The sequence below is a fragment of the Dyadobacter sp. CY343 genome, from assembly GCF_021390335.1.
Classification (GTDB): Bacteria; Bacteroidota; Bacteroidia; order Cytophagales; family Spirosomataceae; genus Dyadobacter.
This window is the reverse complement of the sequence record NZ_JAJUXK010000002.1, coordinates 1-23251: the sequence shown is the minus strand read 5'-3', so window position 1 is coordinate 23251 and position 23251 is coordinate 1. Positions and strand designations below refer to the sequence as shown.

At 47.9% G+C, this 23251-nt stretch carries 16 protein-coding genes; 8 read left to right on the top strand and 8 right to left on the bottom strand.

All coding sequences use genetic code 11. The features are described 5' to 3' along the window. Positions 1 to 15: 15 nt before the first annotated feature. Together LZG94_RS06615 and LZG94_RS06610 are read right to left on the bottom strand one after the other, a co-directional pair. Entirely contained in the window at positions 16 to 2205 is a 2190-nt protein-coding gene (locus LZG94_RS06615) for a catalase (protein ID WP_233791146.1), read from the bottom strand. A 17-nt stretch (positions 2206 to 2222) separates the two neighbouring features. Then, positions 2223 to 2897, bottom strand: a complete 675-nt coding sequence (locus LZG94_RS06610) for a ferritin-like domain-containing protein (RefSeq protein WP_229254874.1) — start codon at positions 2895 to 2897, stop codon at positions 2223 to 2225. A 38-nt stretch (positions 2898 to 2935) separates the two neighbouring features. On the opposite strand from LZG94_RS06610, the gene LZG94_RS06605 reads away from it, so the two are divergent. The 5 genes from LZG94_RS06605 (at position 2936) to LZG94_RS06585 (ending at position 14782) form a co-directional block, all read left to right on the top strand. Continuing rightward, on the top strand, positions 2936 to 3484 hold the full coding sequence (locus tag LZG94_RS06605) for a gluconate 2-dehydrogenase subunit 3 family protein (RefSeq protein WP_310589851.1): 549 nt from the start codon (positions 2936 to 2938) through the stop codon (positions 3482 to 3484). 12 nt (positions 3485 to 3496) lie between these two features. After that, positions 3497 to 5212 (top strand): GMC oxidoreductase, encoded by a 1716-nt coding sequence (locus tag LZG94_RS06600; RefSeq protein ID WP_233791145.1) that lies wholly within the window; start codon positions 3497 to 3499, stop codon positions 5210 to 5212. Between the two features lie 125 nt (positions 5213 to 5337). Then, complete coding sequence (locus LZG94_RS06595; protein WP_233791144.1) at positions 5338 to 9435, top strand: hybrid sensor histidine kinase/response regulator transcription factor; 4098 nt, start codon at positions 5338 to 5340, stop codon at positions 9433 to 9435. Positions 9436 to 9733: 298 nt separating this feature from the next. Beyond that, entirely contained in the window at positions 9734 to 12841 is a 3108-nt protein-coding gene (locus LZG94_RS06590) for a SusC/RagA family TonB-linked outer membrane protein (RefSeq protein ID WP_233791143.1), read from the top strand. 30 nt (positions 12842 to 12871) lie between these two features. Next, positions 12872 to 14782, top strand: a complete 1911-nt coding sequence (locus tag LZG94_RS06585) for a SusD/RagB family nutrient-binding outer membrane lipoprotein (protein WP_233791141.1) — start codon at positions 12872 to 12874, stop codon at positions 14780 to 14782. 74 nt (positions 14783 to 14856) lie between these two features. Here the strand turns inward: LZG94_RS06585 and LZG94_RS06580 are convergent, their stop codons facing one another. Continuing rightward, a complete protein-coding gene (locus tag LZG94_RS06580) occupies positions 14857 to 16317 on the bottom strand; it encodes a BNR-4 repeat-containing protein (protein WP_233791140.1) in 1461 nt (486 codons plus the stop codon). Between the two features lie 225 nt (positions 16318 to 16542). Between LZG94_RS06580 and LZG94_RS06575 the strand changes: the two genes are divergently transcribed. After that, positions 16543 to 17784, top strand: a complete 1242-nt coding sequence (locus LZG94_RS06575; RefSeq protein WP_233791139.1) for an ice-binding family protein — start codon at positions 16543 to 16545, stop codon at positions 17782 to 17784. Positions 17785 to 17859: 75 nt separating this feature from the next. Next, entirely contained in the window at positions 17860 to 18168 is a 309-nt protein-coding gene (locus LZG94_RS06570) for a hypothetical protein (protein ID WP_233791138.1), read from the top strand. 18 nt (positions 18169 to 18186) lie between these two features. Here the strand turns inward: LZG94_RS06570 and LZG94_RS06565 are convergent, their stop codons facing one another. Together LZG94_RS06565 and LZG94_RS06560 are read right to left on the bottom strand one after the other, a co-directional pair. Further along, positions 18187 to 19539, bottom strand: a complete 1353-nt coding sequence (locus tag LZG94_RS06565) for an OmpA family protein (RefSeq protein ID WP_233791137.1) — start codon at positions 19537 to 19539, stop codon at positions 18187 to 18189. 148 nt (positions 19540 to 19687) lie between these two features. Beyond that, positions 19688 to 20344, bottom strand: coding sequence for a response regulator transcription factor (locus LZG94_RS06560; protein ID WP_233791136.1), 657 nt, complete (start codon positions 20342 to 20344; stop codon positions 19688 to 19690). Between the two features lie 213 nt (positions 20345 to 20557). On the opposite strand from LZG94_RS06560, the gene LZG94_RS06555 reads away from it, so the two are divergent. Next, a complete protein-coding gene (locus LZG94_RS06555) occupies positions 20558 to 21667 on the top strand; it encodes an acyl-CoA desaturase (protein ID WP_233791135.1) in 1110 nt (369 codons plus the stop codon). Here the strand turns inward: LZG94_RS06555 and LZG94_RS26365 are convergent, their stop codons facing one another. The 3 genes from LZG94_RS26365 to LZG94_RS06550 form a co-directional block, all read right to left on the bottom strand. Then, positions 21668 to 21793 (bottom strand): hypothetical protein, encoded by a 126-nt coding sequence (locus LZG94_RS26365; protein ID WP_255700615.1) that lies wholly within the window; start codon positions 21791 to 21793, stop codon positions 21668 to 21670. A gap of 123 nt (positions 21794 to 21916) precedes the next feature. Then, positions 21917 to 22054: an alginate lyase family protein gene (locus LZG94_RS26520; RefSeq protein WP_409013242.1), complete on the bottom strand. Its 138-nt coding sequence runs from the start codon at positions 22052 to 22054 to the stop codon at positions 21917 to 21919. A gap of 801 nt (positions 22055 to 22855) precedes the next feature. Beyond that, positions 22856 to 23251: T9SS type A sorting domain-containing protein (locus LZG94_RS06550; protein WP_233791134.1), on the bottom strand; the 396-nt coding region annotated here is incomplete at its 5' end.

Genomic DNA, 23251 nt, shown 5'->3' with positions numbered 1-23251 from the left:
TGATATAGACTCCTATTAAGCAGGAATCTTTCTTGGTTTTTCTCTTTCCCAGAAACGGTGTTGAGATATCGCAAGAATGAATTTATCAGCGAGCGAATCTGCATCATCACCAACCACAATACCTTCTCTCAGCACAGTTTGATCTGAAAAGTCAGAAGGGATTTTCTTGCTGAAATAGGTCGCTTCCAGCACTTGCGCTGCACCAGTGTCGGCTGCAATTGGTTTACAATGCTTGAAAGCCTCGTTCAGAAAATGAACAGCGTCGGCTTCGGCTTCAATTGTAGCCACACTATTGGTACCACCCGGAACATAAACCGCATCGTACAAAACTGATGCAGCTGTCAGAAAGCTGTGGTCAACGGCGATCTGCTCATCTCCTTCTGAAACGATGAAGTTGAGTCTTGGCGCGATGATCTCCACAACCGCTCCTGCACCTTCCAAAGCTGCTCTCACCTTCGTCAACGATTTCTCATCAACTCCGTCAGCAGCCAGAAATGCAATCTTGCGGGTTGCAATAGTATCTTTTACCGTATTGGCCATACTCAGCGCGGCAGACGATTTCAATGATGCTTCGAAAATGACAGAATCAAAATCAGCAGGGTTTCCGTCGGCCGGAATGCTGTGGTTCATCGGCAGCTCAGGATCCTGAGGAACCGGTAAGCGCAATGCAAAACCAACAGCCGCAGCCAGACTTTTATCTATCATCGACAAAATCCCCAGCATCCGGTGCCGGATCTCCACTGAATTCACCTTGCCAAGCTCAAAGCTCAACGCATCAATAATGTGGTTTTTTTCAGGATCCGACTGGCTGTTAAAGAAAAGCTGAGCCTGGGAGAAGTGATCGAAAAAGCTTTTGCTGCGCGCCCGTATCTTCTTCGCGTCGATACGCTCGGGATAAGTGGTAAAGCCACCTTCCGATGCCTTGGCTTGCAGGGGATATCCGTTCCCGATTGTATTGGGGTTATAACTTGATTTGCCGCGGTTGATAGTCTGGCGCATAAAACCATCGCGCTGATTATTGTGTACCGGTACCACGGGCCTGTTAATAGGAATCTCGTGGAAATTGGGCCCGCCAAGCCGGATCAGCTGCGTATCAGTGTATGAAAACAACCTGCCTTGCAGCAACGGATCGTTTGTGAAGTCGATACCTGGAACCACGTGGCCAATGTGAAATGCCGCCTGCTCGGTTTCAGCAAAGAAGTTGTCAGGATTTCTGTTAAGCGTCAGTTTACCAATGCGCTGCACAGGTACCAGTTCTTCGGGTATGATCTTGGTCGGATCAAGGAGGTCAAACTCAAATTTGAATTCATCTTCCTCAGGTACGATTTGTACGCCCAGCTCCCACTCGGGGAAATTGCCGCTTTCGATCGCATCCCACAAATCGCGGCGATGGAAATCGGGATCTTTTCCAGAAATATTCTGAGCTTCGTCCCACGCTACTGAATGTACGCCAAGCAATGGTTTCCAGTGAAATTTCACAAAGTTGGAAACTCCCTCCGCATTGACGAACCGGAATGTATGCACACCAAAACCCTCCATCATGCGGTAGCTGCGAGGAATTGCTCTGTCGCTCATCACCCACATGATCATGTGCGCCGATTCGGGCATTAAAGAGATAAAATCCCAGAAAGTATCGTGAGCGGAAGCCGCCTGTGGAATTTCATTATCCGGCTCGGGCTTCACTGCATGGACCAGATCCGGGAACTTGATCGCATCCTGGATAAAGAACACGGGCATATTATTGCCCACCAGATCAAAGTTACCCTCCTGGGTATAGAACTTCACTGCAAATCCGCGAACATCTCGCGCCAGATCCGTCGACCCGCGTGAACCCGCAACGGTTGAGAACCGGACAAAAACAGGTGTTTCCAGTGATTCGTCACTCAGAAAGTGCGCCCTGGTCACATCGGCCATTGATTTATACACCTTAAATACACCATGGGCACCCGAGCCTCTGGCGTGCACGACGCGCTCAGGAATGCGCTCGTGGTCAAAGTGTGTTATTTTTTCACGCAATATAAAGTCTTCCAGCAGCGACGCACCGCGCTCTCCTGCTTTCAGGGAATTCTGATCATCGTTAATACGCGTACCGTGATTGTTGGTCATTAATTCTCCCGAACTATCTGCGGTATGTGCTGCTAACTTCTCAGTCTTTTCGGTTTCCTGCTTTACGCTCGGGTCAACCGGTTTTTTATTTTCGTCCATAAGTATCGTTAAGAATGTTAAGCCTCTGTGGAAGCCTGATAGTTGATATCGCTTTCTGCGACCTGGGTAAGCAGCTGATCGGCGGTTTTTTCTTCGGCTAGCGTTTGGCTGAGTATCTCAGCAGCGTCGGTCAGCCCCAGCGTTGTTGCCAGCTGAACAAGCCCGCCATAAGTTGCGATCTCGTAGTGCTCCACTTTTTGGGAAGCCAGGATAATACCCACGTCGCGCGTTGAAGTGCCTTCATCGGTACTTTCGATGATGCCTTCGCCTTCTTTGGTTAGTCCTTCCATTGCATCACATTTTTTAGCAATAGCTGCTACGCCCAGCATATCAAATACCACTTCCAGCCGGCTCACATGCTCAATGGTTTCGGCCAAGTGGTTCTGAATAGTTGCCGCCAATTTCTCAGAATGTGCGGATTCAATCATTTTAGGAAGTGACTTAACAAGATGATTCTCTGCCCAGTAGATGTCCCGGAGTGAATCCAGAAAAAGCTCATTCAATGCGGGTTCAGCCGCGGCAGAAGTTTTGGTTGTGAATTTGGGTTCGGAACCTGTTTCGTTTTTCATAGTGATTGTAGTTTGTATTTCGGGCGTACTATACAAATCACGTACCAGTACATTCCGGGGCAGACCATTAAAAACAGAAGGCCGGCTGCTTTTATCTCCGGCCGTCTGTTTGATGGCGTGCATCGAATACAAATTGATCCGATTTAACAAAAGCCAGCATTATGATGAATAGAAGAGAGGCGATTCAGCGGGTGGCCCTGCTGATCGGCGGTACGTTTTCAGCGCCCACATTGCTGGCAATGGAAAATTGGGATAATGCCAAAAATGCGTCTGGCACGGCTATCAATCTGAGCGATCAGCAGAAACTGATCGTAGCCGAGGTTGCTGAAATGATCATTCCCAAAACCAGTACCCCCGGCGCAAAGGATGCGGGTGTCCCCGAATTTATCGTGATGATGCTGCGCGACTGTTACAAAGCCCCTGAACAAACCATCTTTCTGGAAGGTATTCAGGATCTTGAAAAAAAGGGCTTTCTCGAATCGGACGCTGCCAAACGGGTTGAGCTATTAACACAAATAGAAAGTGACGCCGCCAGGCAAATCGCCGCTGCTTCCAAAGTCCTGCCCTACTGGCGGCTGATGAAAGAGCTGACCATGCTGGGTTATTTCACATCCGAACAAGGTATCAGATCTTCATTTGACTACACCCCCATACCTGGAAAACTGGAAATGATCCAGCTGAAACCCAATCAAAAATCCTTCGCCTATTAGTCCGCTACCACCATGAACCTAAATTTGAAAGCCAATAAATTAAATACTTACGACGCCATCGTGGTCGGGTCGGGCATGACTGGCGGCATGGCGGCCAAGGAACTTACCGAGCGCGGTATGCAAGTGCTGATGATCGAGCGCGGCCGGGAAGTGAAGCATATTGAAGATTATGATACGGCGATGAAAGCGCCCTGGGAATTTGAACATCGGGGAAAGGTTTCTGTTCAATCCGCCGAAGAATACTGGGCCAACAGCCGATTTGGTACCCTTGCAAATGAGGAGACCGGAGGTTTTTTTACCGATGACAAAAAGAATCCGTATATAGAAAAGCGCCCGTTTGACTGGATCCGCGCCTACCACACAGGCGGGAAATCCATGCACTGGGGACGACAATCCTACCGGATGAACAGGCAGGATTTTGAGGCCAATGCCAAAGAGGGTATCGCAATCGACTGGCCTATCCGCTACGAAGACCTGGAACCCTGGTACACGCACGTTGAGAAATTCGTGGGTATCAGCGGTCAGGCCGAAGGCTGGGACGTGCTGCCCGACGGTCATTACCTGCCCGCCATGCCGATGAGCGCCCCTGAGCTTTATTTCAGGGAAACGATGATGCAGAAACTGAAACGCCCGGTAACGATCGGCCGGATCGCCAATCTGACCAAGCCACAACCCTGGCATACCGATCTGGGACGCGCTTCGTGCCAGTACCGCAGCAAATGTGCCCGCGGCTGCCCGTATGGAGGTTATTACAGCTCGCTCTCAGGCTCGATACCGGCTGCTCGTAAAACTGAGAAACTTACGATGCTGCACGATACGATTGTCAGCGAGGTGATTTATGATGACAAAACAAAGAAGGCAAAAGGCGTACGCGTGATCAATCAGAATACGATGGCTGTGGAGGAATTCTTTGCAAAGATCATATTCCTGAATGCCGGCTCAATGAACTCGGCTGCATTGCTGCTGAATTCAAAATCCGACCGATTCCCGACAGGACTGGGCAACGATAGCGATCAGGTTGGCCGCAATATCATGGACCATCACCTTGGCGTAGGCGCGAATGCTACCGTGGAAGGTTTTGAGAACGACTACATATTCGGGCAGCGGCCGAACGCATTGTATATACCCAGGTTCCGAAACTGGGGCACTGATAAAAAGCAGTTTTTGCGGGGTTATGGTTACCAGGGCGGCGCGAGCAAAAGTGACTGGAAACGCGGCATCACTATGAATGGTTTCGGCGCTGATTTTAAAGAAGATATGACCCGGCCCGGCACCTGGACAATGGGCTTTGGCGGTTTTGGCGAAATATTGCCGGACCCTTCCAACCGGATGATTTTGGACAAAGAGAAAAAAGACAAATGGGGCATCCCGCTAATTGTTTTTGACGCTGCTTTTGGCGAAAATGAACTGACCATGCGGAAAGATATGATGGAATCGGCTGTGGAGATGCTCGAAGTTGCGGGCTTCAAAAATGTGGCAGGTTTCAACCGTACAGACACGCACCCGGGGCTGGGCATTCACGATATGGGCACGGCGCGAATGGGGAAAGATCCAAAAACATCTGTATTGAACAAATACAATCAGCTCCACGCATGTAAGAATGTATTTGTCACCGACGGAGCTGCCATGGTTTCCTCTTCCTGCGTAAACCCTTCCATTACCTACATGGCAATGACCGCCCGCGCGGCCAATCATGCCGTGGAGGAATTAAAAAAGCAGAATTTGTAGTCAGTAACAGCCGTTTTTGTGCAACAGGGCATTTTTTCGTTAACCAAAAAAAAGTAAATTGAGCAGAGGTAAAGTAAAGAATCTTGCGTCTGCTTAAAGAACTCCTCTTCCTATTTTGCTTTTCAATGTTGCCCGGGCTGGTTTCGGGGCAATCCGACCAGTTACGTTTTCTGAAACTGGATGTAAAAAACGGGCTTTCCAATAATCACCCTACCTGCTTTTTACTTGATAGTCATGGTTTTATGTGGGTGGGCACCAATGCGGGACTGAACCGTTACGATGGTTACGAATTCAAGGTTTTTAAAAACGACCCGGCCGATAGTACCAGCTTGCGAAGCAATAGCATCCGTAGTTTGTGGGAAGGTCCGGAAGGGAAAATATGGGCCGGATCGAATACAGAAAACAGCGTTTACGACCCGTTGACAGAGAAATTTGCCAGCGACACGCAGACGGAATTAAAAAAGCTGGGAATACCTGCCGGTTTTATCCGGACCATTCACAAAGACAAAATCGGGCAGTATTGGTTTGCGCAGGCAAAAAACGGCTTGTTTGTATGTCCGGCAGATAGTGGCGGCAAGACCATTCACCTGCGGCATTCGGCGCAGGATCCAAGAAGCATTGCGAGCAACGAAATATCGGCGATCAGCGACAGTCCGGATAAGCATTTATGGATTATCCACCGGAACGGGATACTCGAAAAGATCAATCCCAAAACCCGAAAAGTAATCTGGCGGTCGGATTATTTGGCCAAAAAGCACCAGAACAGGTCGCTTAATTACGGGATAACAGTCGATTCGGACGGTGAGCTATGGTTGTATGCGATCAGGGAAAACCTGGGGATCTATCGTTTCAATCCTACCGACCTGTCTTTCTCATTTTACAATAAAACAAATGGCTCCCCGCGACTCAACTCCGATATCATCCAGGGCGTAGTGCAGGACAACCAGGGAAGAATGTGGATCGGGGTAGATCATGGCGGTATTAATTTGCTCGATAAGAAAAGCAAAACTATCAGCTACATCCTGCCCGACGATGACGACCGGAATGCGATCAGTCAAAATACCTTTAATGCGATTTACAGGGACCACTCTGGGGTGATCTGGGTAGGTACTTACAAAGACGGCGTGAATTATTATCACGAAGATATTTTCCCGTTTCCTCTCTTCAAGCACAAACGCGCTGATCCGACCAGTTTGCCCTATAATGACCTGAACCGCTTTCTGGAAGATCAGAAAGGGAATATCTGGATGGGTTCAAACGGAGGCGGACTGATCTATTTTGACAGGCAAAAAAACACTTACAAGCAGTACCTGAATAACCCGGCCGATCCCAATAGCCTGGGTGCCAATGTGATTATCAGTCTTTTTCTTGATAAAAAGAATGTGCTCTGGATCGGGACCTATTTCGGCGGACTTACTTCATTTGACGGGACCCGCTTTACGACTTACCGGCACAACCCGGCTGACCCGGCCAGCTTGTCGCACCACAGCGTGTGGGAGATCAAAGAGGATTCGCGTGGCAATCTCTGGGTCGGGACACTGGACGGCGGATTGGAACTTTTTGACCGCAGTACCGGCCAATTTACGCACTATCCCGCCCGCGCCGCCAACTCTGTTCACGATGCCTATATCAGCGAGATCACAGAAGATAACAGGGGAAATTTGTGGATCGGGACTTCTTTCGGGGTCGATGTACGTGATGCGGTTTCGGGGAAGTTTATCAATTACCATTATGAACCGAATGCGCCCGGCAGCATCAGCAACAACATTGTGCACGCTATTATTCAGGACTCTAAAAACAGGATCTGGGTCGGCACGCAGGATGGACTTAATTTATTTGACCCATTAAAAAAGCAGTTCAGGGTTTTTAAACAGGCACAGGGACTTCCGCACAACTCGATTCTGTCTGTGATCGAAGACGATTCGGGCGATCTCTGGATTGCTACGCCTTACGGGCTGGCCCGGACCCAGCTTACCGAAACCAAAACTGGTCTGCAAGTGCAGTTTATCAATTATGATGAAAGCGACGGATTGCAGGGGTCGGAATTCACTGAAAACGCAGCATTGAAAACGCGATCGGGCGAGCTGTTTTTTGGCGGTGCGAGAGGTTATAACCGTTTTCGTCCCGAAGAGATCCTGCCCAAAGCCATTTTCCGGCAGGTGGTTTTGTCCTCGTTTTCTGTTTTTAATAAAAAGCTCAGTGCGCACGATCAGCTGGAAGGCGGCCGGGCGATACTCTCAAAAGCTATTTCGGAAACTAAAAAGATCGTTCTGCCGCATAGTGCCAATATTTTTGCATTGGACTTCACAGTTCTTGACTTTTTTCATCCTCAAAAGATCCGCTACCAGTATAAACTGGAAGGTTTTAACGATGATTGGGTACACGCATCTTCCACTTCGCGCACGGCTTCCTATACCAACCTCGACCCGGGCACTTATGTTTTCAGGGTAAAAGCGTCCAATGAAAATGGCGGCTGGAATAGTGATGAAACAACGCTTGAAATTCAGATACTGCCGCCCTGGTGGAACGCTCCTGTTGCCAGGCTTTCCTATCTGCTGCTATTCATTTTCGCATTGTATCTGGCCGGTAAAACGATCCGCAAAAAGGAGCGGGAGCGGTATCTGATCGAGCAGGAAAGAAGGGAATCCAGGCGGCTGCGGGAGATGAACGATGTGAAGATCAGGTTCTTTACCAATATGAGCCACGAGTTCAGAACGCCGCTGTCACTGATACTGTCGCCGCTGGAAAAGATCCTGAAAGACAACCCCGACTCGCCACTGCAGAATCAGATGCAGCTCATGCAGCGCAATGCGAAAAGGCTGCTCAACCTGGTCAACCAACTGCTAGATTTCCGGAAACTGGAAGTAAGCGGGATCAAGTTCTCCCCGACCGAGGGTGACATTGTTCACTTCATCAGGGAAGCAACTTTTTCATTTGCAGATATCTCCCAGAAAAAACAGATCAGCCTGTCATTTAAGTCTTCAATGGACAGCTTGAATACTTCTTTTGATGAAGATAAGTTGGAAAAGATACTGTTCAACCTGCTTTCGAATGCATTCAAATTTACGCCTGAAAACGGCGAGGTAAGTGTGGAGATTGAGAGCGCGCAACTTCCGCATTCAGGCGATAAATCCTGGCTGGAAATCAGCGTTTGCGATACGGGGATCGGCATTCCGGAAGAAAAACAGGAGAGAGTTTTCGAGAGCTTTTTCCAGAATGACCTGCCGGCGGGCCTGCTCAACCAGGGCAGCGGAATCGGGCTTTCCATTACCAAAGAATTTGTAAGCCTGCACGGCGGCGCGATCTCAGTCAAGAGTCAGCCTGGCGAGGGTAGTTGTTTTAAAGTAATGCTTCCCGTTCAAAAAGCGCAGAATGCAACATTATCTATATTAGAAACTGCGCCTGCGCCGGTTACGCCACCTGTTCAGGTAAGCGAGCCCAGCCAGCACGATAGCGGGCTGCCGGTTTTGCTTCTCGTGGAGGATAACGAAGATTTTCTTTTCTATTTAAAAGACAATCTCAAAGAGCTTTATCACATTATAGAAGCCAAAAACGGCTCGGAGGGCTGGACGAAGGCTACTGCTGTGATTCCCGATCTGATCGTGACCGACGTGACCATGCCCGAAATGGACGGAATGGAACTGGTAAGGCGGCTCAAAAATGACGAGCGGACCCAGCACATTCCGCTGGTACTTCTCACAGCAGGCACTTCGCCCGACCAGCATCTGGAAGGTTACGAACTAGGCATTCATGATTATATTGAAAAACCGTTCAATTTCGAAATCCTGCAATTCCGCCTTTCCAATATCCTCAAACAGCAGGAAGCAGCGCGCAAAACTTTCAGTCAGCAGATCGCGATCAAAGGAAGGGATATTGCGATCAGCAGCCGGGACGAAAATCTGGTCAGGCAGGTGATTGCGATTGTGGAAGAAAATATTGGCAATGCAGAATTTTCCGTCGAGGCGCTGAGCCGCGAGGTCGGTATGAGTCGTATACACCTGTACCGTAAGCTGAATGCGATCTCGGGCAAAACGCCGGTCGAGTTTATCCGCTCGATCCGAATGGAGCGCGCCGCACGATTGCTGGAACAAAGCCAGCTTACCATTTCTGAAATCGCCTATCAGGTTGGTTTCAACAATCCCAAGTATTTTGCCAGGCAATTCAAGGACGAATTTGGCGAGCTTCCCTCGGTCTATCTGAGCAGGAATAAGAATAACACTTAATATCCCCGCGATCCGCGTTAACGGGTTCCAACTCTTCAAAAATCACGTTCAGGTAACTTTTGATACAGTACAATGTAACATTTGTACCCGGTGCATTTGCCCTGCAATCCCTATTTTTGCAATACCGGTGACAAAAATAATATTTCACTATTATTCAAAACTTCAATACATAATTTTGAATAACTTTAATAAACTGATGGATTTTGCAATATTCTTGCACTTATACCAGAATAAAGTAAATTTTTCAGCAAACCTTTCCTTCTAATTTATCAGTTGTTTTACCTATACCAATAATCTAATGAGAAAACTTGTATTTGGCTTGCTGCTACTGCTAAGCTTTTCGGAGGTCTATGCACAGACCAAGATCTCCGGAAAGATAACAGGCGGCGCAGGTAACCCTCCTCTCCCGGGCGTTACTGTTGTAGTAAAGGGATCGAAAACGGGCACGACCACCGACACGGAAGGTGCATTCAGTATTGCAGTTCCAGGACCAGGAACGGTATTGAGCATCTCTTACATTGGGTATGTAAAGCAGGAGATCGAAGTAGGTAACAAGACTTATTTCGACATTACACTTCTGGAAGACGCTACCTCACTTTCCGAAGTGGTGGTGACCGCGCTGGGTATTCAGCGGGAGAAAAAATCGCTGGGTTATGCGATCCAGGAAATCCAGGGATCGGCATTATCTGACGCAAAAGAGACGAATCTTGCAAATGCATTCACGGGTAAAGTTGCCGGCTTGCAGGTAGTAAGGTCCAGTAACGGTGCCGGCGGATCTTCCAAGATTGTATTACGCGGCAATACCTCACTGACCGGCAGCAACCAGCCGCTGATCGTGGTGGACGGTATCCCGATCGACAACTTCACAGGTACCACAGAAAATGGTTACTGGGGCGCCGGCCTGGATCTGGGAAACGGACTAGGCGATATCAGCGCGGAGGATATCGAATCCATGAGCGTACTGAAAGGACCTTCTGCGGCCGCATTGTACGGTTCGCGCGCAGGTAACGGGGTTATTCTGATCACGACCAAATCCGGACGGAAACAGCCGGGGCTGGGTATCACATTCTCCACGACCCTGGGCACCGAGAATATCTTTATCAAACCTGAACTTCAGAATACATTCGGACAGGGTACTGATAATATTTACAATGCGATGAATACCACCAGCTGGGGCCCAAAAGTGGAGGGACAATCAGTGACCAAGTGGGACAGCACGCAGGCGCCTCTGGCTATTCACGACAATGTTAATGCGTTTTTGAGGTCTGGTTCTAGTCAAAATTACAGTCTTGGCCTGCAACAGCAATACGGATCAACCGCTGTTTTCGCTTCACTTAATTACCTGGAAGACAGAAGTATCATTCCCGGAAACAAGCTGACGCGCCTGAATTTTACCTCGAAGGCCACTACGCATTTCGGTAAGGAAAGCCGCTGGACGAGCGACATTAAAATGGCATACAACAATACCTCAGGTTACAACCGGCCGATCAACGGTCGGGACAACAGCAGCGTGTTCGTATTATATATGTTGCCACGGAGTTTGGATATTACCGATTTCAGCGCTGCTACCAATGAATTTGGAAAAATGCTCTGGTACCCGGGCGCGCCGGGCTCGCAATCCAATCCCTACTGGCTCAGCAAATACAACCTCAACAATGATACGCGTAACCGTTTCATCATGAACGGATCGTTGAAATATGCATTTACAGACTGGCTGGATGCGGAAGTGAAAGCAGGAGGTGATTTATACACGACCAATACCGAACGCAAAACCTACGCAGGCGGCCCGCTTTCCAACTCCTATTCGCTGGGCAAGCAAACTTTCAGCGAAACCAATTACAGCGCATTGATCAAAGCGACCAAAGATGAAGTGTTTGGGCAGCTGGGAGGTACCTTTACATTAGGTGGTAACTTAATGCAGCAGAAGTATAGCTCCCTTACAGTGAATACGGGCGCATTGGAGGTTCCTAACCTTTTTACACCTACCAATTCAGCGGCAGCTCCGCAGGTTTGGCCGGGTTATAGCCGCAAAAAGATCAATTCGGTTTACGGTTCTCTGGGAATAAATTATGCAGGCTGGATCTACTTTGATGTGACGGCGCGTAATGATTGGTCTTCGGCGCTGATCGAAGAAAACCGCTCCTATTTCTATCCTTCGTACAGCCTTTCTTACGTAGTAACGGATATGCTCGATAAAATGGGCACTACCCTGCCGCTCTGGATCAACTACGCCAAGCTGCGCGGCTCTTATGCGACGGTGGGAAATGACCTGGCGCCTTACCAGCTTTACAATGGATATAATATTTCCAAAGATCCATTGAGCAATACGATCGCGGTAAGGCAATCGCTGCTGAAAAGTTCGGGCGTACGCAGCGAATTGATCAAAAACCTGGAATTGGGAACTGAATTGAAGCTGCTCAACAACAGGCTGAGACTGGACTTTACCTGGTACAAATCCAATGCGACGCGCCAGTTGATCGATATCCCAATGGACCCGATGAGCGGCTATTCGAACATGAAAGTGAATGCGGGTAATATTCAGAACAAAGGGATCGAGATCATGGCTGATCTGGGTATTTTAACCAAACCGACTTCCCTGAACTGGTCGTTGACAGCAAACTTCTCTAAAAACGAAAATAAAATCATCGATATCGCCAAAGACCTGGGCGTCAATGAATACCAGCTTGGTGCATTCGACGATCTGTTTATCAGAGCGACCACCGACGGATTATACGGGGATATTTACGGAACCCAGTTTCTGCGCGTGAAGGATCAGGCCAGCCCGCATTTTGGCAAAATGGTCCTGACAGCCGAAGGACTTCCGCAGCGTGACGCGACGATCGTGAAGCTGGGTAACCAGCAGGCAAAAGGACTTTTAGGGATTTCCAATAACTTCTCCTACCAGGGAATCGGACTTTCGTTCTTGATCGATGCGCGTCTGGGCGGCGAAATATTCTCTGCATCCAATGTGGGTCTGCAATCGGCGGGAGCTGCGGCAGTAACTGCGCCGGGCGGCGAAAGACCTGAATTTGTGGTGGACGGCGTTGTGATGGGCGAAGGAGATCAGGCGACGGTTAACACCGAACCGGTTACCCAGCAGCAATATTGGAGCACGGTTTCAACCCTGAATAACCTGGGTGTGGGCGAAGCTTACGTGTACGATGCGACCAATATCCGTTTGAGAAATGTGATGCTCAGTTACAGTCTTCCTAAAAAGCTATTGGGCAATACCTTTCAGAAAGCGAAGATCAGCGCCTCAGCCAATAATGTTTGGATGATCAAAAGTCACCTGAAAGGCATTGACCCTGAGTCTGTTTTCGCGACTGGTACCAATGCAGTCGGTTTTGAAAACGGTGGTTTCCCCACGATGCGCTCGTTCCTTTTCTCGCTTACCCTCGGATTCTGATACATCAGTTAGACAAAAGATATTTAAAATATGAAAGCATTTTTAAGAAGGGCGCTTTTGCCCGCTGCGGCGCTGATGTTGCTGACAACCGCCTGCAATGATTTTGACGAGATAAATGCAGACCCTTACCTGGCCACTGAAAGTCAGGTGCAGGTGGAGTATTTTATCAACGGTTCGATTATCGGGAGCCAGATGGACCCGCATATTGCCGAGCGCGTATTTGTATTGTATTGGAAAACAGCCGGTCGCCAGCAGGCGGGCGGAGGTATCTCGACGGGAGGCTATAACGACGGCTGGTCGAGCGACTATTACGGAGCGGGGTATCTGGGCGGCTGGTTGAACAGCATTTATGCCGCCGTGCAGGTAGCCGAGAAACAGATCGCGACGGGTAATATCAAGGAATATACCGGTAACCTATTGCAGGTGGCGAGGATCTGGCGGGTATATCTGCTCAGCGAGCTTACCGACAATTTCGGCCCTATTCCCATTAATGGTTTTGAGGGAAAAAATCCGGAGTTTTCTGATGAAAAAACTGTTTACTATTATTTGCTGGATGAACTGAAAGACGCTTCTGCCAAACTTGACCTGGGCATTTCCAGCTCGGCGATTTCCAAATACGACCAGGCTTACGGTTACAATTATGCTAAATGGCAGAAATATGCGAATTCCATGCGGTTGCGACTTGCTATGCGTCTTTCGGAAGTAGATCCGGCGAAAGCAAAAGCTGAATTCGAAGCGGCAGCGGCGGGCCCTCTGCTGACTGCGGCCGACGAAACTTTTCAAATCCAGGAAACTGCTGGCTGGGATGCATTGACCGGCGTGATGACCCGCGAATGGAACTACTTCCCTATCTCGGCGACGATCAATAACCTGTACCTCGGCCTGGGCGGTATCACATCTGCAGAACAGGTAAAACCTGCGCAGCTGCCTTTCATCAAGCCACAGGATTATCTTGGATTGCGCTTTGCGGATCATTTCACGACCATGACCAACGATCCCTCGGCGGGTTACTGGCTGGACGGGCTGCCTAACACGATCGATCCGCGCGCTTACAAAACCTATATCATCCCGGGTGATGTGGACAATTCGGATTTCAATGCTTACCCTTCGTGGGATAACACAGCCAAAACTACGGAACGTACGCTGGTAGACGCAGCGGGAGCAACCGTTAAAAAGATTGAGGCGAAAAATACGTGGAATGCACCTGCGAACGGTGACTGGGGCGCAAAGGGAGCTAAAAATAATGTGCGCTCGTACAACGGCACTATTCCCCGCCACGGGCAGCATTTGCGCAATGGCACCAGCAAGAGAATCTTCTTCGCGCCTTGGGAAACGTACTTCTTGCTGGCTGAGGCTGCTGTAAGAGGCTGGACTGTTCCAATGAGCGGACAGGCTGCCTACGAAGCAGGTATCGATGCAAGTTTCGCCTACTGGAATGTAGCAGGTTTTGCCACCGCTTATAAAGCTTCAACTGCGTACAACCGGGTTGGTACTTCAGTAAGCTGGACGCACGTGGCCGAGCCGCCTGCAACTTATCCGATGAAATTTAAAGACGGTTATACCAATGCGGAAGGCACTGTGAACAAGACTTATCCTGTCAACAACCTGTACAAAAACGGGGCTGTCAAAAATGATCTGCTCACCAAGATAATCACGCAAAAGTTCATTGCGCAAACACCGTGGCTGCCGCTGGAAGCTTGGAGCGATCATCGCAGGCTGGGGCTGCCTTTCTTTGAGAACCCGGCAGTTGAAAACCCGCTGGTGAATATGCCTGCGCTGAATGCGAGCAACTACATGACGTCGAATATCAAGTTCTTCCCGCAGCGTCTGAAATATCCTTCCAGCTTGCCTGCGAGCAATGCAAGAGGGTACGATCAGGCACTGAACTTCCTGGGAAGTGTGGATGGAACGCTTACTCCGTTATGGTGGGCGAAGCATTAATGTCGCTTATTAAGGTATAGTTATAAAAGCGCCGGGCATTTCGAAATGCCCGGCGCTTTTTGTATTTACCCAAATTACTTCACTAACTCGGGCGTGATCATATCTTCGCTGCTACTTCTGGGCAGCCTGTACACATCTCCGTTTCGATTGGTAAAGTATAGATTTGATTCCGACGGTTTTCGCCCGTTCCCATCGGCCCAAATCCCATAAAAATCGGGCTGCTCGTGGGAAGGCCGGCGCACGTAAGAATGGTTCATTTCGCTGTTTTGGGTGAGCTGCTTTTCTTTCTTCCAGGTCCTGCCGCCGTTTTCGGTCAGCCACATAGCCACTTCGCCGCCCGGGTTGTAAGCCTGCGGCCCGTCTACTGTGGGACCCACTACCTTCATCACTTTTCTGGATTCCACATACACCGAACCCATATCGTAATTGCTGTCCGAAGTGGTTACAACGCTCTTATTCCACGTTTTTTTCTTTCTTTGAAACAGCGTCCATTCCCTTGGATTATTCCCCGGACCAGCTTCGAAACCTTTGCTGGAAATCACCAGGATCACGGGTTTTTTCTTTTTGTCAAAAGTGATATCCAAAAGGTAACAGTTCAGTTTCTCGCTCGCATAATCTTTCACCAATGCGATATTTTGGGTAGATGTAATTGGCAATTGCGCCTGAATCCCCTCGGCATTCTGCCAGGTTTTTCCGAAATCCGAAGTTTCCAGGTAATGCAGGTTGGTCCTGTAATTGAGCCCTTTTCCGTCAGGATGATAGTCGAAAGCCACTCCTACCTTTCCGTCAGCTTCCGCGCTTACCTGGTAATGCCCGGTTTGAATGTGAGCCAGCACTTTCCATTCCCCCCAGCGCACACCGTCCGGGCTGGTATTGTAGCCGATCACACGCTGAGCGGCTTTGTTGTATTTGGTAAAAAGTGCCAGAAATCCTTTGCCTTTGATCGGATAGATCTGGAAATATGAAAAATTATTGAAAGGCTGCTCTTTCCCATCGACGATCTCGGTCGCGTTTACAGTATCAAATGCGCTGATATCGTAAGGTTTTTTGCTCTTATGAATGTACGAGGGCCGCTGTATGCCGTGGGAAGTGGAAAAGATCCAGATATGCCCCTTGTCGTCGATCGAGATCACGGGGTTATCGTGCGCATCGGTCGTTTTTTTATCAAGCAAAATAACAGGATTTGCTACCTTTTTGGTTTTGTGATCAAAATAGGACACATTATGAAGTAAGGTTGAATTAGCATCGTCCGTGCCACCAAAGCAGAAGAACGTTTTGTCAACTTCCTTTGAATACACTGCAAACGGGCGGTGGTTAGCCGGATATACCGCCAGCCCGCCGCTGTATTTGTACACATATTCATCATTCGAAGGCTGGTTCATGTACCAGATTCCCTTAAATCCATTCGCTTTTTGCTGAACAATTTCCGCCTCGGCATACCGGGCGTCGGGATCAACCTGCTTCTGCTGCGCGTCGGCTACATTTCCGCAGGCCAATAAAAACAGCAGGGCACTTATTCTCAGGTTTAGGCTCATATTGAAGTTGGTCTTTTTGTTTAAAGACGCAATCAGTCACGTTTACCCGCATTTGGTGAATTCCCAACTAGCAGGCCATCCTAAATCAGCTACAAGAAAACTCAAAGTAACAGCTGCGCAAAAGTGTGAATCTTGCAACTATTACTACACAAGATATAATATTACATGGCAGCAAAGAGACCATCTTTGTTTTCGTGAAACTTCACTCACGCTTACTTCATCTATATGAAAACATCTTTTCTCAACGTACTGGCAGCTACAACCTTTGTAGCACTCGCGCCACACCTCAGTTCGGCTCAAACGGCCCCCACTTTCGGTACAGCTTTGCGGTTTGCCCTTTATACATCAGCCGGAGAATTTGCTAATACAGGAACTACGACGGTCACCGGCGATATCGGTAATTTCACCGGCGACGTTACCGGAACTCCTGTCACGGTAACAGGCCAGACGCACTTTGGCGATATTGAAGGAGCACTGGCAGTGGCGGACGTGGCAGCAGCCTACGCTTTTCTGGCTAGCGAAGTATCCAACCCGTGCGAATCGTCTTTGGGCTCGACCATTGGCGAGGGCGCTACGCTACTCGAAGGTGTGCATTGCAGCACAACTGCCACCGCATTCACTGGTGACCTTACCCTGGATGCCGAAGGTAATCCTGATGCTATTTTTATCATTAAAATTAACGGTGCACTTTCTGCGGATGCATCAGCGAATATCATCTTAACCGGCGGCGCGCAGACTACAAATGTGTACTGGCAGGTGAATGGTGCATTCAATGTGGCATCTGGCGTAAACTTTAAGGGATCTGTTGTAAACGCAGGTGCAATTAACCTGGCATCAGGCGCTTCTCTCAGCGGCAGGGCATTGTCGACGGCTGGTAAAATATCGCTGGACAACAATATAATTTCAAACTCGGAGATCTCCTTGCCTGTGACGCTGACCCGTTTTGATGTTGCAAAAGGAGAGATGGGAACGGTTGTACTGGACTGGGCGACAACTTCGGAAACCAATAGCGATCGCTTCGAGATTCAACGCAGCGAAAACGGGAAACTTTGGAATAAGCTGGCTCACGTGATGTCGAACGGCGAAAGTGCCGGGTTAATTTCCTATTCCTATACCGACGCTACTCCGGTGAAAGGAAAGAGCCTGTACCGTCTGAAAATAATCGACAAAGACGAGACTTTCGCATATAGCAAGATCAGAAGCATCAGTCTGGATGCGGCCAATAAGATCGCACTTTACCCTAATCCTGCCGTTGATCAGCTTACATTGCTTGCCAATGATCCGGGAAAAATTCAGCGTGTGCAATTCTTGAATACTGCTGGTAAACTTGTGATGGATCAGGGAAGGTCAGAATTCTCAAATGCAGATTCTACATTCAGTATCAATCATTTTCCTGTGGGACTTTATATCGTCAAAATAACATTTGACAATGGAACTGTGGAGCGCACCAAAGTAGTGAAGAAGTAAGTGCCTGCCCGTCATACATAAGGCAGGAATGCGCACTGTACGCACACTATTTTATCTAAAAACCCTCACCTGAAAATGCTCACATTTCACAACCTGTTGTTTAGTCACAGGGACAGAACCGACGCTGTCATCAGCAAATATGTTGACAAATATAAAAACTCGGGTGAGGCGATTACCACTGACATCTGGAATTCATTTATCCTTGATAATGCCCGGGACGTTATTGCAGAGTTGACGCAAAGCGGAGCCGACGTTTTCCACCAGGCGATAGATAATAGCATTCAATTAAAGACCGAAGACTACGATGCGATCCGGGAAGTAAATCTTGATGCCGCTTCCCGCTATCAGCGCGAGCTGAAAGACCTCTATGAGCGCATTGTGTAACCTAAACGTGCAATGCGTTTAGAGCCTGATAAATTCCACCCTGCGATTATTGGCCTTTCCAATCGGGGTATCATTTGTATCGATCGGCTGCGATTTGCCTTTCCCATCCGTTTCCAGCCGCGAGGCGTCAATACTGAAAGTAGAAACCAATGTTTCCTTCACCGCGCCCGCACGGCGTTTTGAAAGGTCTTCATTGGTATTCTCATTTCCATCAGCATCGGTATGTCCAACAATCTGAACGCGAAGTGAAGTGTTTTCCTGTAAAACCTGGGCAATGTCTTTCAGTGTCCCATACGACTGCGGAAGGATTTTGTCACTATTGACATTGAACAGGATCCCGCGTGTCACGAATTTGCCTTCGCTCACTAGTTTGTTGCGCGTATCTGCCGCTCCCACAGCCAGCTGGATATTTCCTATGAAAAATGCGCCTCCTTTTTGGTTGAAGTCGGGATTAATGGCTGCAAATACCAGTGAGTTCAAAGTGGCCGCCGGGTCGAGCGCACGCGGCAGATCCAATGCTTTCGTGCTGTCCAGATAAACCCGGATACGTTGCTTTTGCTTCCAGATTGAAACCCTTGTAGTGTTTTTGTGTTTATTAAATTCAGGCACGCCGTATTTGTACTGACTACCGATCAAATTCGATGAATAGGTTAGCTGACCTTCAGAGGATGTGGGTTGAAAGGAAATCTTAAAGCTTGGCGCAGAAACCTGTCTTGACTCACCCCAGTTAAATTTCTCATCGACAGTCCCGGTCTGCATCAGGCTGATCATAAATTCACCAATGTTCGAAACGTCTTTATTTGCAATCACATCCAGCTGAAGTGTGAAGTTTTCAGGCAGGTTACTGTTCAGGTATTCGGGATAAAAAATACCATCTTGATTAAAGCGAAGCCACTTTCCATCTTTGCCAGCGATATTCACAATTTCAGCGCCGGAACGCGTATTCCAGTTAGCAGGAAAATCTCCGATTGCATCCTGAGAGAAATCTTCATGCACTATGATCTTGTCTCCCGGCACAAAGTCAAATTTGGAATAAGCGGTTATATCCGCTCCGGTTTTACCAGAAACTCCGTCCTGCTGGCTATTACCAGCTGTTGAAGCAGCCGCGCCCGTCTGCTGCGTCTCCGGTTGGGCCGCACCCGGTTGTGCCGAACCCGGTTGGGCCGGATCAGGTTGGGCCGCACCCGAAGCAGAAGTATCGGCCGTGCTGGTTTTATCCTTGTTTTTCTTTTTCTGGGTCGCCTTATCGATCGAATCATCAATCTGATCTACCACTTTTTGCTCCACCCTGTTTTTGATCCGGTCAAGCAGCTGCGCCGGGCTTGAAATACAGTAGGAACAAAGCAGGCCGATTAAGAATATTTTTTTCATCTGAACTCAGGGAATGTTGATAAGGCAAATAAATATGCTCAAAGTTACAACGTGCAATGCGAAGTAACCATCCCTGAAATCAGCCATTTTAATAATCTTTCCTAAATTAGTCAGCCCCTGTCGCGGGTTTGCTGGCTTTGCCAAAGCATTAATTTCCCCCCGTTTCCAGTATCTGTTTGAGCTTCAGAATGTTATCAATACCCAGCTTTGAAAAAATGGCTGCTTTGAAGGTACTGATGGTTGAGATATGCAGCCCGGTCTGTTCTGCAATCGAGCTGGTGAAAAGGCCCTGCATCAGGTACCTGGCTATTTCGTTCTGACGCGGGGTGAGCAGATCCTTTTTTTTCAGCGTCCGGTAATTTTCGATCAGATACCCAAACAGAAAGTCCATGTGGTCGGCACTGACATACCGTTTACCTGCAACGACCGTGTTGATACAGGTAATCAGTTCTGAAAGGTCTTTGTGTTTTGAAAGATATCCGTTGATCCCGGATTTGAAATAAGAAATAACCAGTTCCGGCTGGGTTTGCTCTCCATATAATATGATGGAAGCCGCCTGATTAAATGCCTTCACCTCAAACACCGGGCTGGTTCCGTCTTCCTCGAAATCGGAGTTCATGATGATAATGAAAAGGACGCGCCCAAGATCCGTACCTGCCAGACCGAGCTCAGCGACATTCTTCGCTTCGATAACCTGCATTGTTTCAAAATTCGACTCCAAAAGCCTGGCAAGGCCCTTTCTGATAACAGGATGCGTATCAAGAATAACAATTGTTGAAATGGGCTGTGGATCAGGATCGGTCATGGGTAAAGATAGTGCTCTCAGCTCACAAACCGGTACGATCCAGCAAATTGGATATCAATATCAAAATAGTACTAAAATAAAATCGTATTAATTTGCTCAGTCTCTAATAACTATTGATTTACAACGTTTTATATCCGGAAAGGCTTCCTGACATTGCGAGTATTAAACTTTGTTCTCTCACCAGGCCCTCTGCAACGAGCACAAATACGTTTTATGTCAAATAATGAAAAAATCAGATTCGCTGCCCGCGATAAAAGCCTCTTTTTTGTTACACTCAAGAAAAGGGTAGACCAGTATTTCAGCGATAACCAAAAATCACGCTACGCCAATAAGACGATGATCGTTAAGACGATCGTTTTACTGAGCAGCTATATTCTTCCGTTTTTAATATTGATTTTCCTGAATCCGCCGGTTTGGGCCGCCATGTGCCTTTGGCTGGTGATGGGACTGGGCGTGTCGGGTATCGGTATGTCCATCATGCACGATGCCAACCACGGCGCATTCTCCAAAAGTGCGGCTGTTAATAAGTGGCTGGGTTATACGATCAATCTGGCCGGAGCTGGCGTGGCAAACTGGAAATTGCAGCACAATATCCTTCATCACACTTACACCAATGTGGCCGGGATAGATGAAGATATCAAAGACCGGGGGGTTATTAAACTCTCCCCGCACGAGGAAGTGTCTCGGCCGCACCGATTTCAATGGCTTTATGCCTTCTTTTTTTACGGTATCCTGACCCTTTACTGGGCGATATTGAAAGACTTCATTCAATACTTTGGTTTTATTAAATCGGGTGTAAACCGCCAAAGCGGACCTGAAAACAGGGAAATGCTCACAGGTCTGATCACCATGAAGCTGATCTATTTCAGTATTTTCCTTTTGATTCCCACGCTTATATTTCATATTCCGTTTCCGCAAATACTTGCAGGATTTTTGTTAATGCACTTCACAGCGGGACTGGTATTGACGGTAATTTTCCAGCTTGCGCATTCGGTTGAAGGGACTCAGCACCCGCTTCCGAATGAGAACGGCGTCATTGAAAAAGATTGGGCGATCCACCAATTGGAAACGACGGTCAATTTTTCTCCGCGTAACAAGTGGTTAAGCTGGTATATCGGCGGGTTGAATTTTCAGATCGAGCACCATTTGTTCCCAAAAGTTTGCCACGTGCATTACCCGGGGCTCGCCCCTATTGTCAAGCAAACGGCAAGCGAATTCGGGTTAAATTATATGGAAAACAAGTCTTTCTTCACCGCAGTAAAGTCCCACATCATAAGTCTGAAACGTTTCGGCACGCCGCGTTTCGATGAGGGAATTGTGTAACTAGAAATTCGCATTGGTAAGCAGCAACAGACTGTTTTCCGGGTTGTTTTCCTCTTCAATTCCTGACAGGTCAATATCAGGATATCTATTTGAAACCGTTTTTGCTATTCTGTAAAAACCATCCATTTGAATGGGTTTGATTTGCTGGTAAGTCCATGCTTTCTTTTTTTGGGCAAAAGGGATCAGTACGGCCAGCGCCCGCGTGTCGATGATTCCGATTCCCCGTCCATTAGCCCGGCCATGTATTGCCTACCCGAAGTTGAGATTCGGATTCATTTTCGTCATTTCATCGAGAAACCAAACTCTCAAAAGCTGAGCTGCGTGTTCTGAATACTTGGATTCATTGGTAAAATACCAGGCAAGGCCAGCCTTGAAGCATCCCGGCAAAGGCTTCGGTGAAAATCGGCGTCTTTGATGCTATACCATTCGTTGTTCGATAGCAAAGTAATGCATGTTTTATGCACCCGAGTGGTTTGCCTGCTAGCTAGTCCGCAAGTAGTTCACATTCAGGCAAATGTCGTGTTTCAAGAATGGAATGTACTGTGAATTATGCATGCTTGCGATGGTCATGCCTGCTGCAAACGGAAAGCCGCTTCTGGAAATACCAGGTGCATATTAAAGCCTCGGTAGTAACTCTCATGACTTGGATGCCAAGCCGTCGAAGGCAGAACTAAATCATCGTCCCTACAAATTTTCAGCCTCGCAATCCCAGGTCTCTGACAAATAAGTACAGGTATTGAGTCAATAATGTACTCACTATCGCTTCCGCAAAACTTTAAAAGAGTAGCTTTGACAATTGTGCCGTCCTCTCTAAAAGTCCGCGTCGCCTTCTGTTATATTTGTCATGTGAATCAAGTCTGGAAACAGTTTTGGATACCCGGAGGGAAGCTTACCAAAAAGCTAATTTTACGAATCTATTGATAAGATTCTGTTAAACATAACAGGATAGTGTCTGTATATCAGATACCTAGGTCTGTTCGGGTAAAATCTAAAATTACCATCGGCGTTAATTTCGTCCCAAAAAACCGGTTGGCAATTGCCAGAATTTGCGTTATGATTGTGCATCGTCAATACGGTTTGGTACCGCTATTAACTTACTAAATTTTCAGTAAAATGCACAATCTTTTTCCATCTAAATGTTAACCGCACAACAGGTTTACAATTATTCGACTTAGCCCGGAACTGCAATTACTCCTTTACAAATCTTTCCGCGCTTCCATCAGCAAATTTCAAAATATAGAACCCGCTCGCCAGCGATTTAACGTTAATCTCCTGCCGGTCATTCGTAATCAAAATGCTCTGCAATTTTCGTCCAGAAATATCATGCAAAGTCGCCGTGGTTTTCAGCAATGCATTGTTCACCTGGAAAATGACAGCTTCACCTGCGGGGTTTGGATAAATAGAAGTAAGATTTCCTTCACCAGTCAGAGAAATGATCTTGCTGTATGTATAAGTCTCGTCTAAATCTGACATTTTCAGGCGGTAGTAAACAGTTCCGTTGTATTGGTTTTGATCCACATAACTGTACTGATGATCCCCGCTGCCGCTTGCATTTACCGTTGCTATTTGAATAAATTTTTTTGC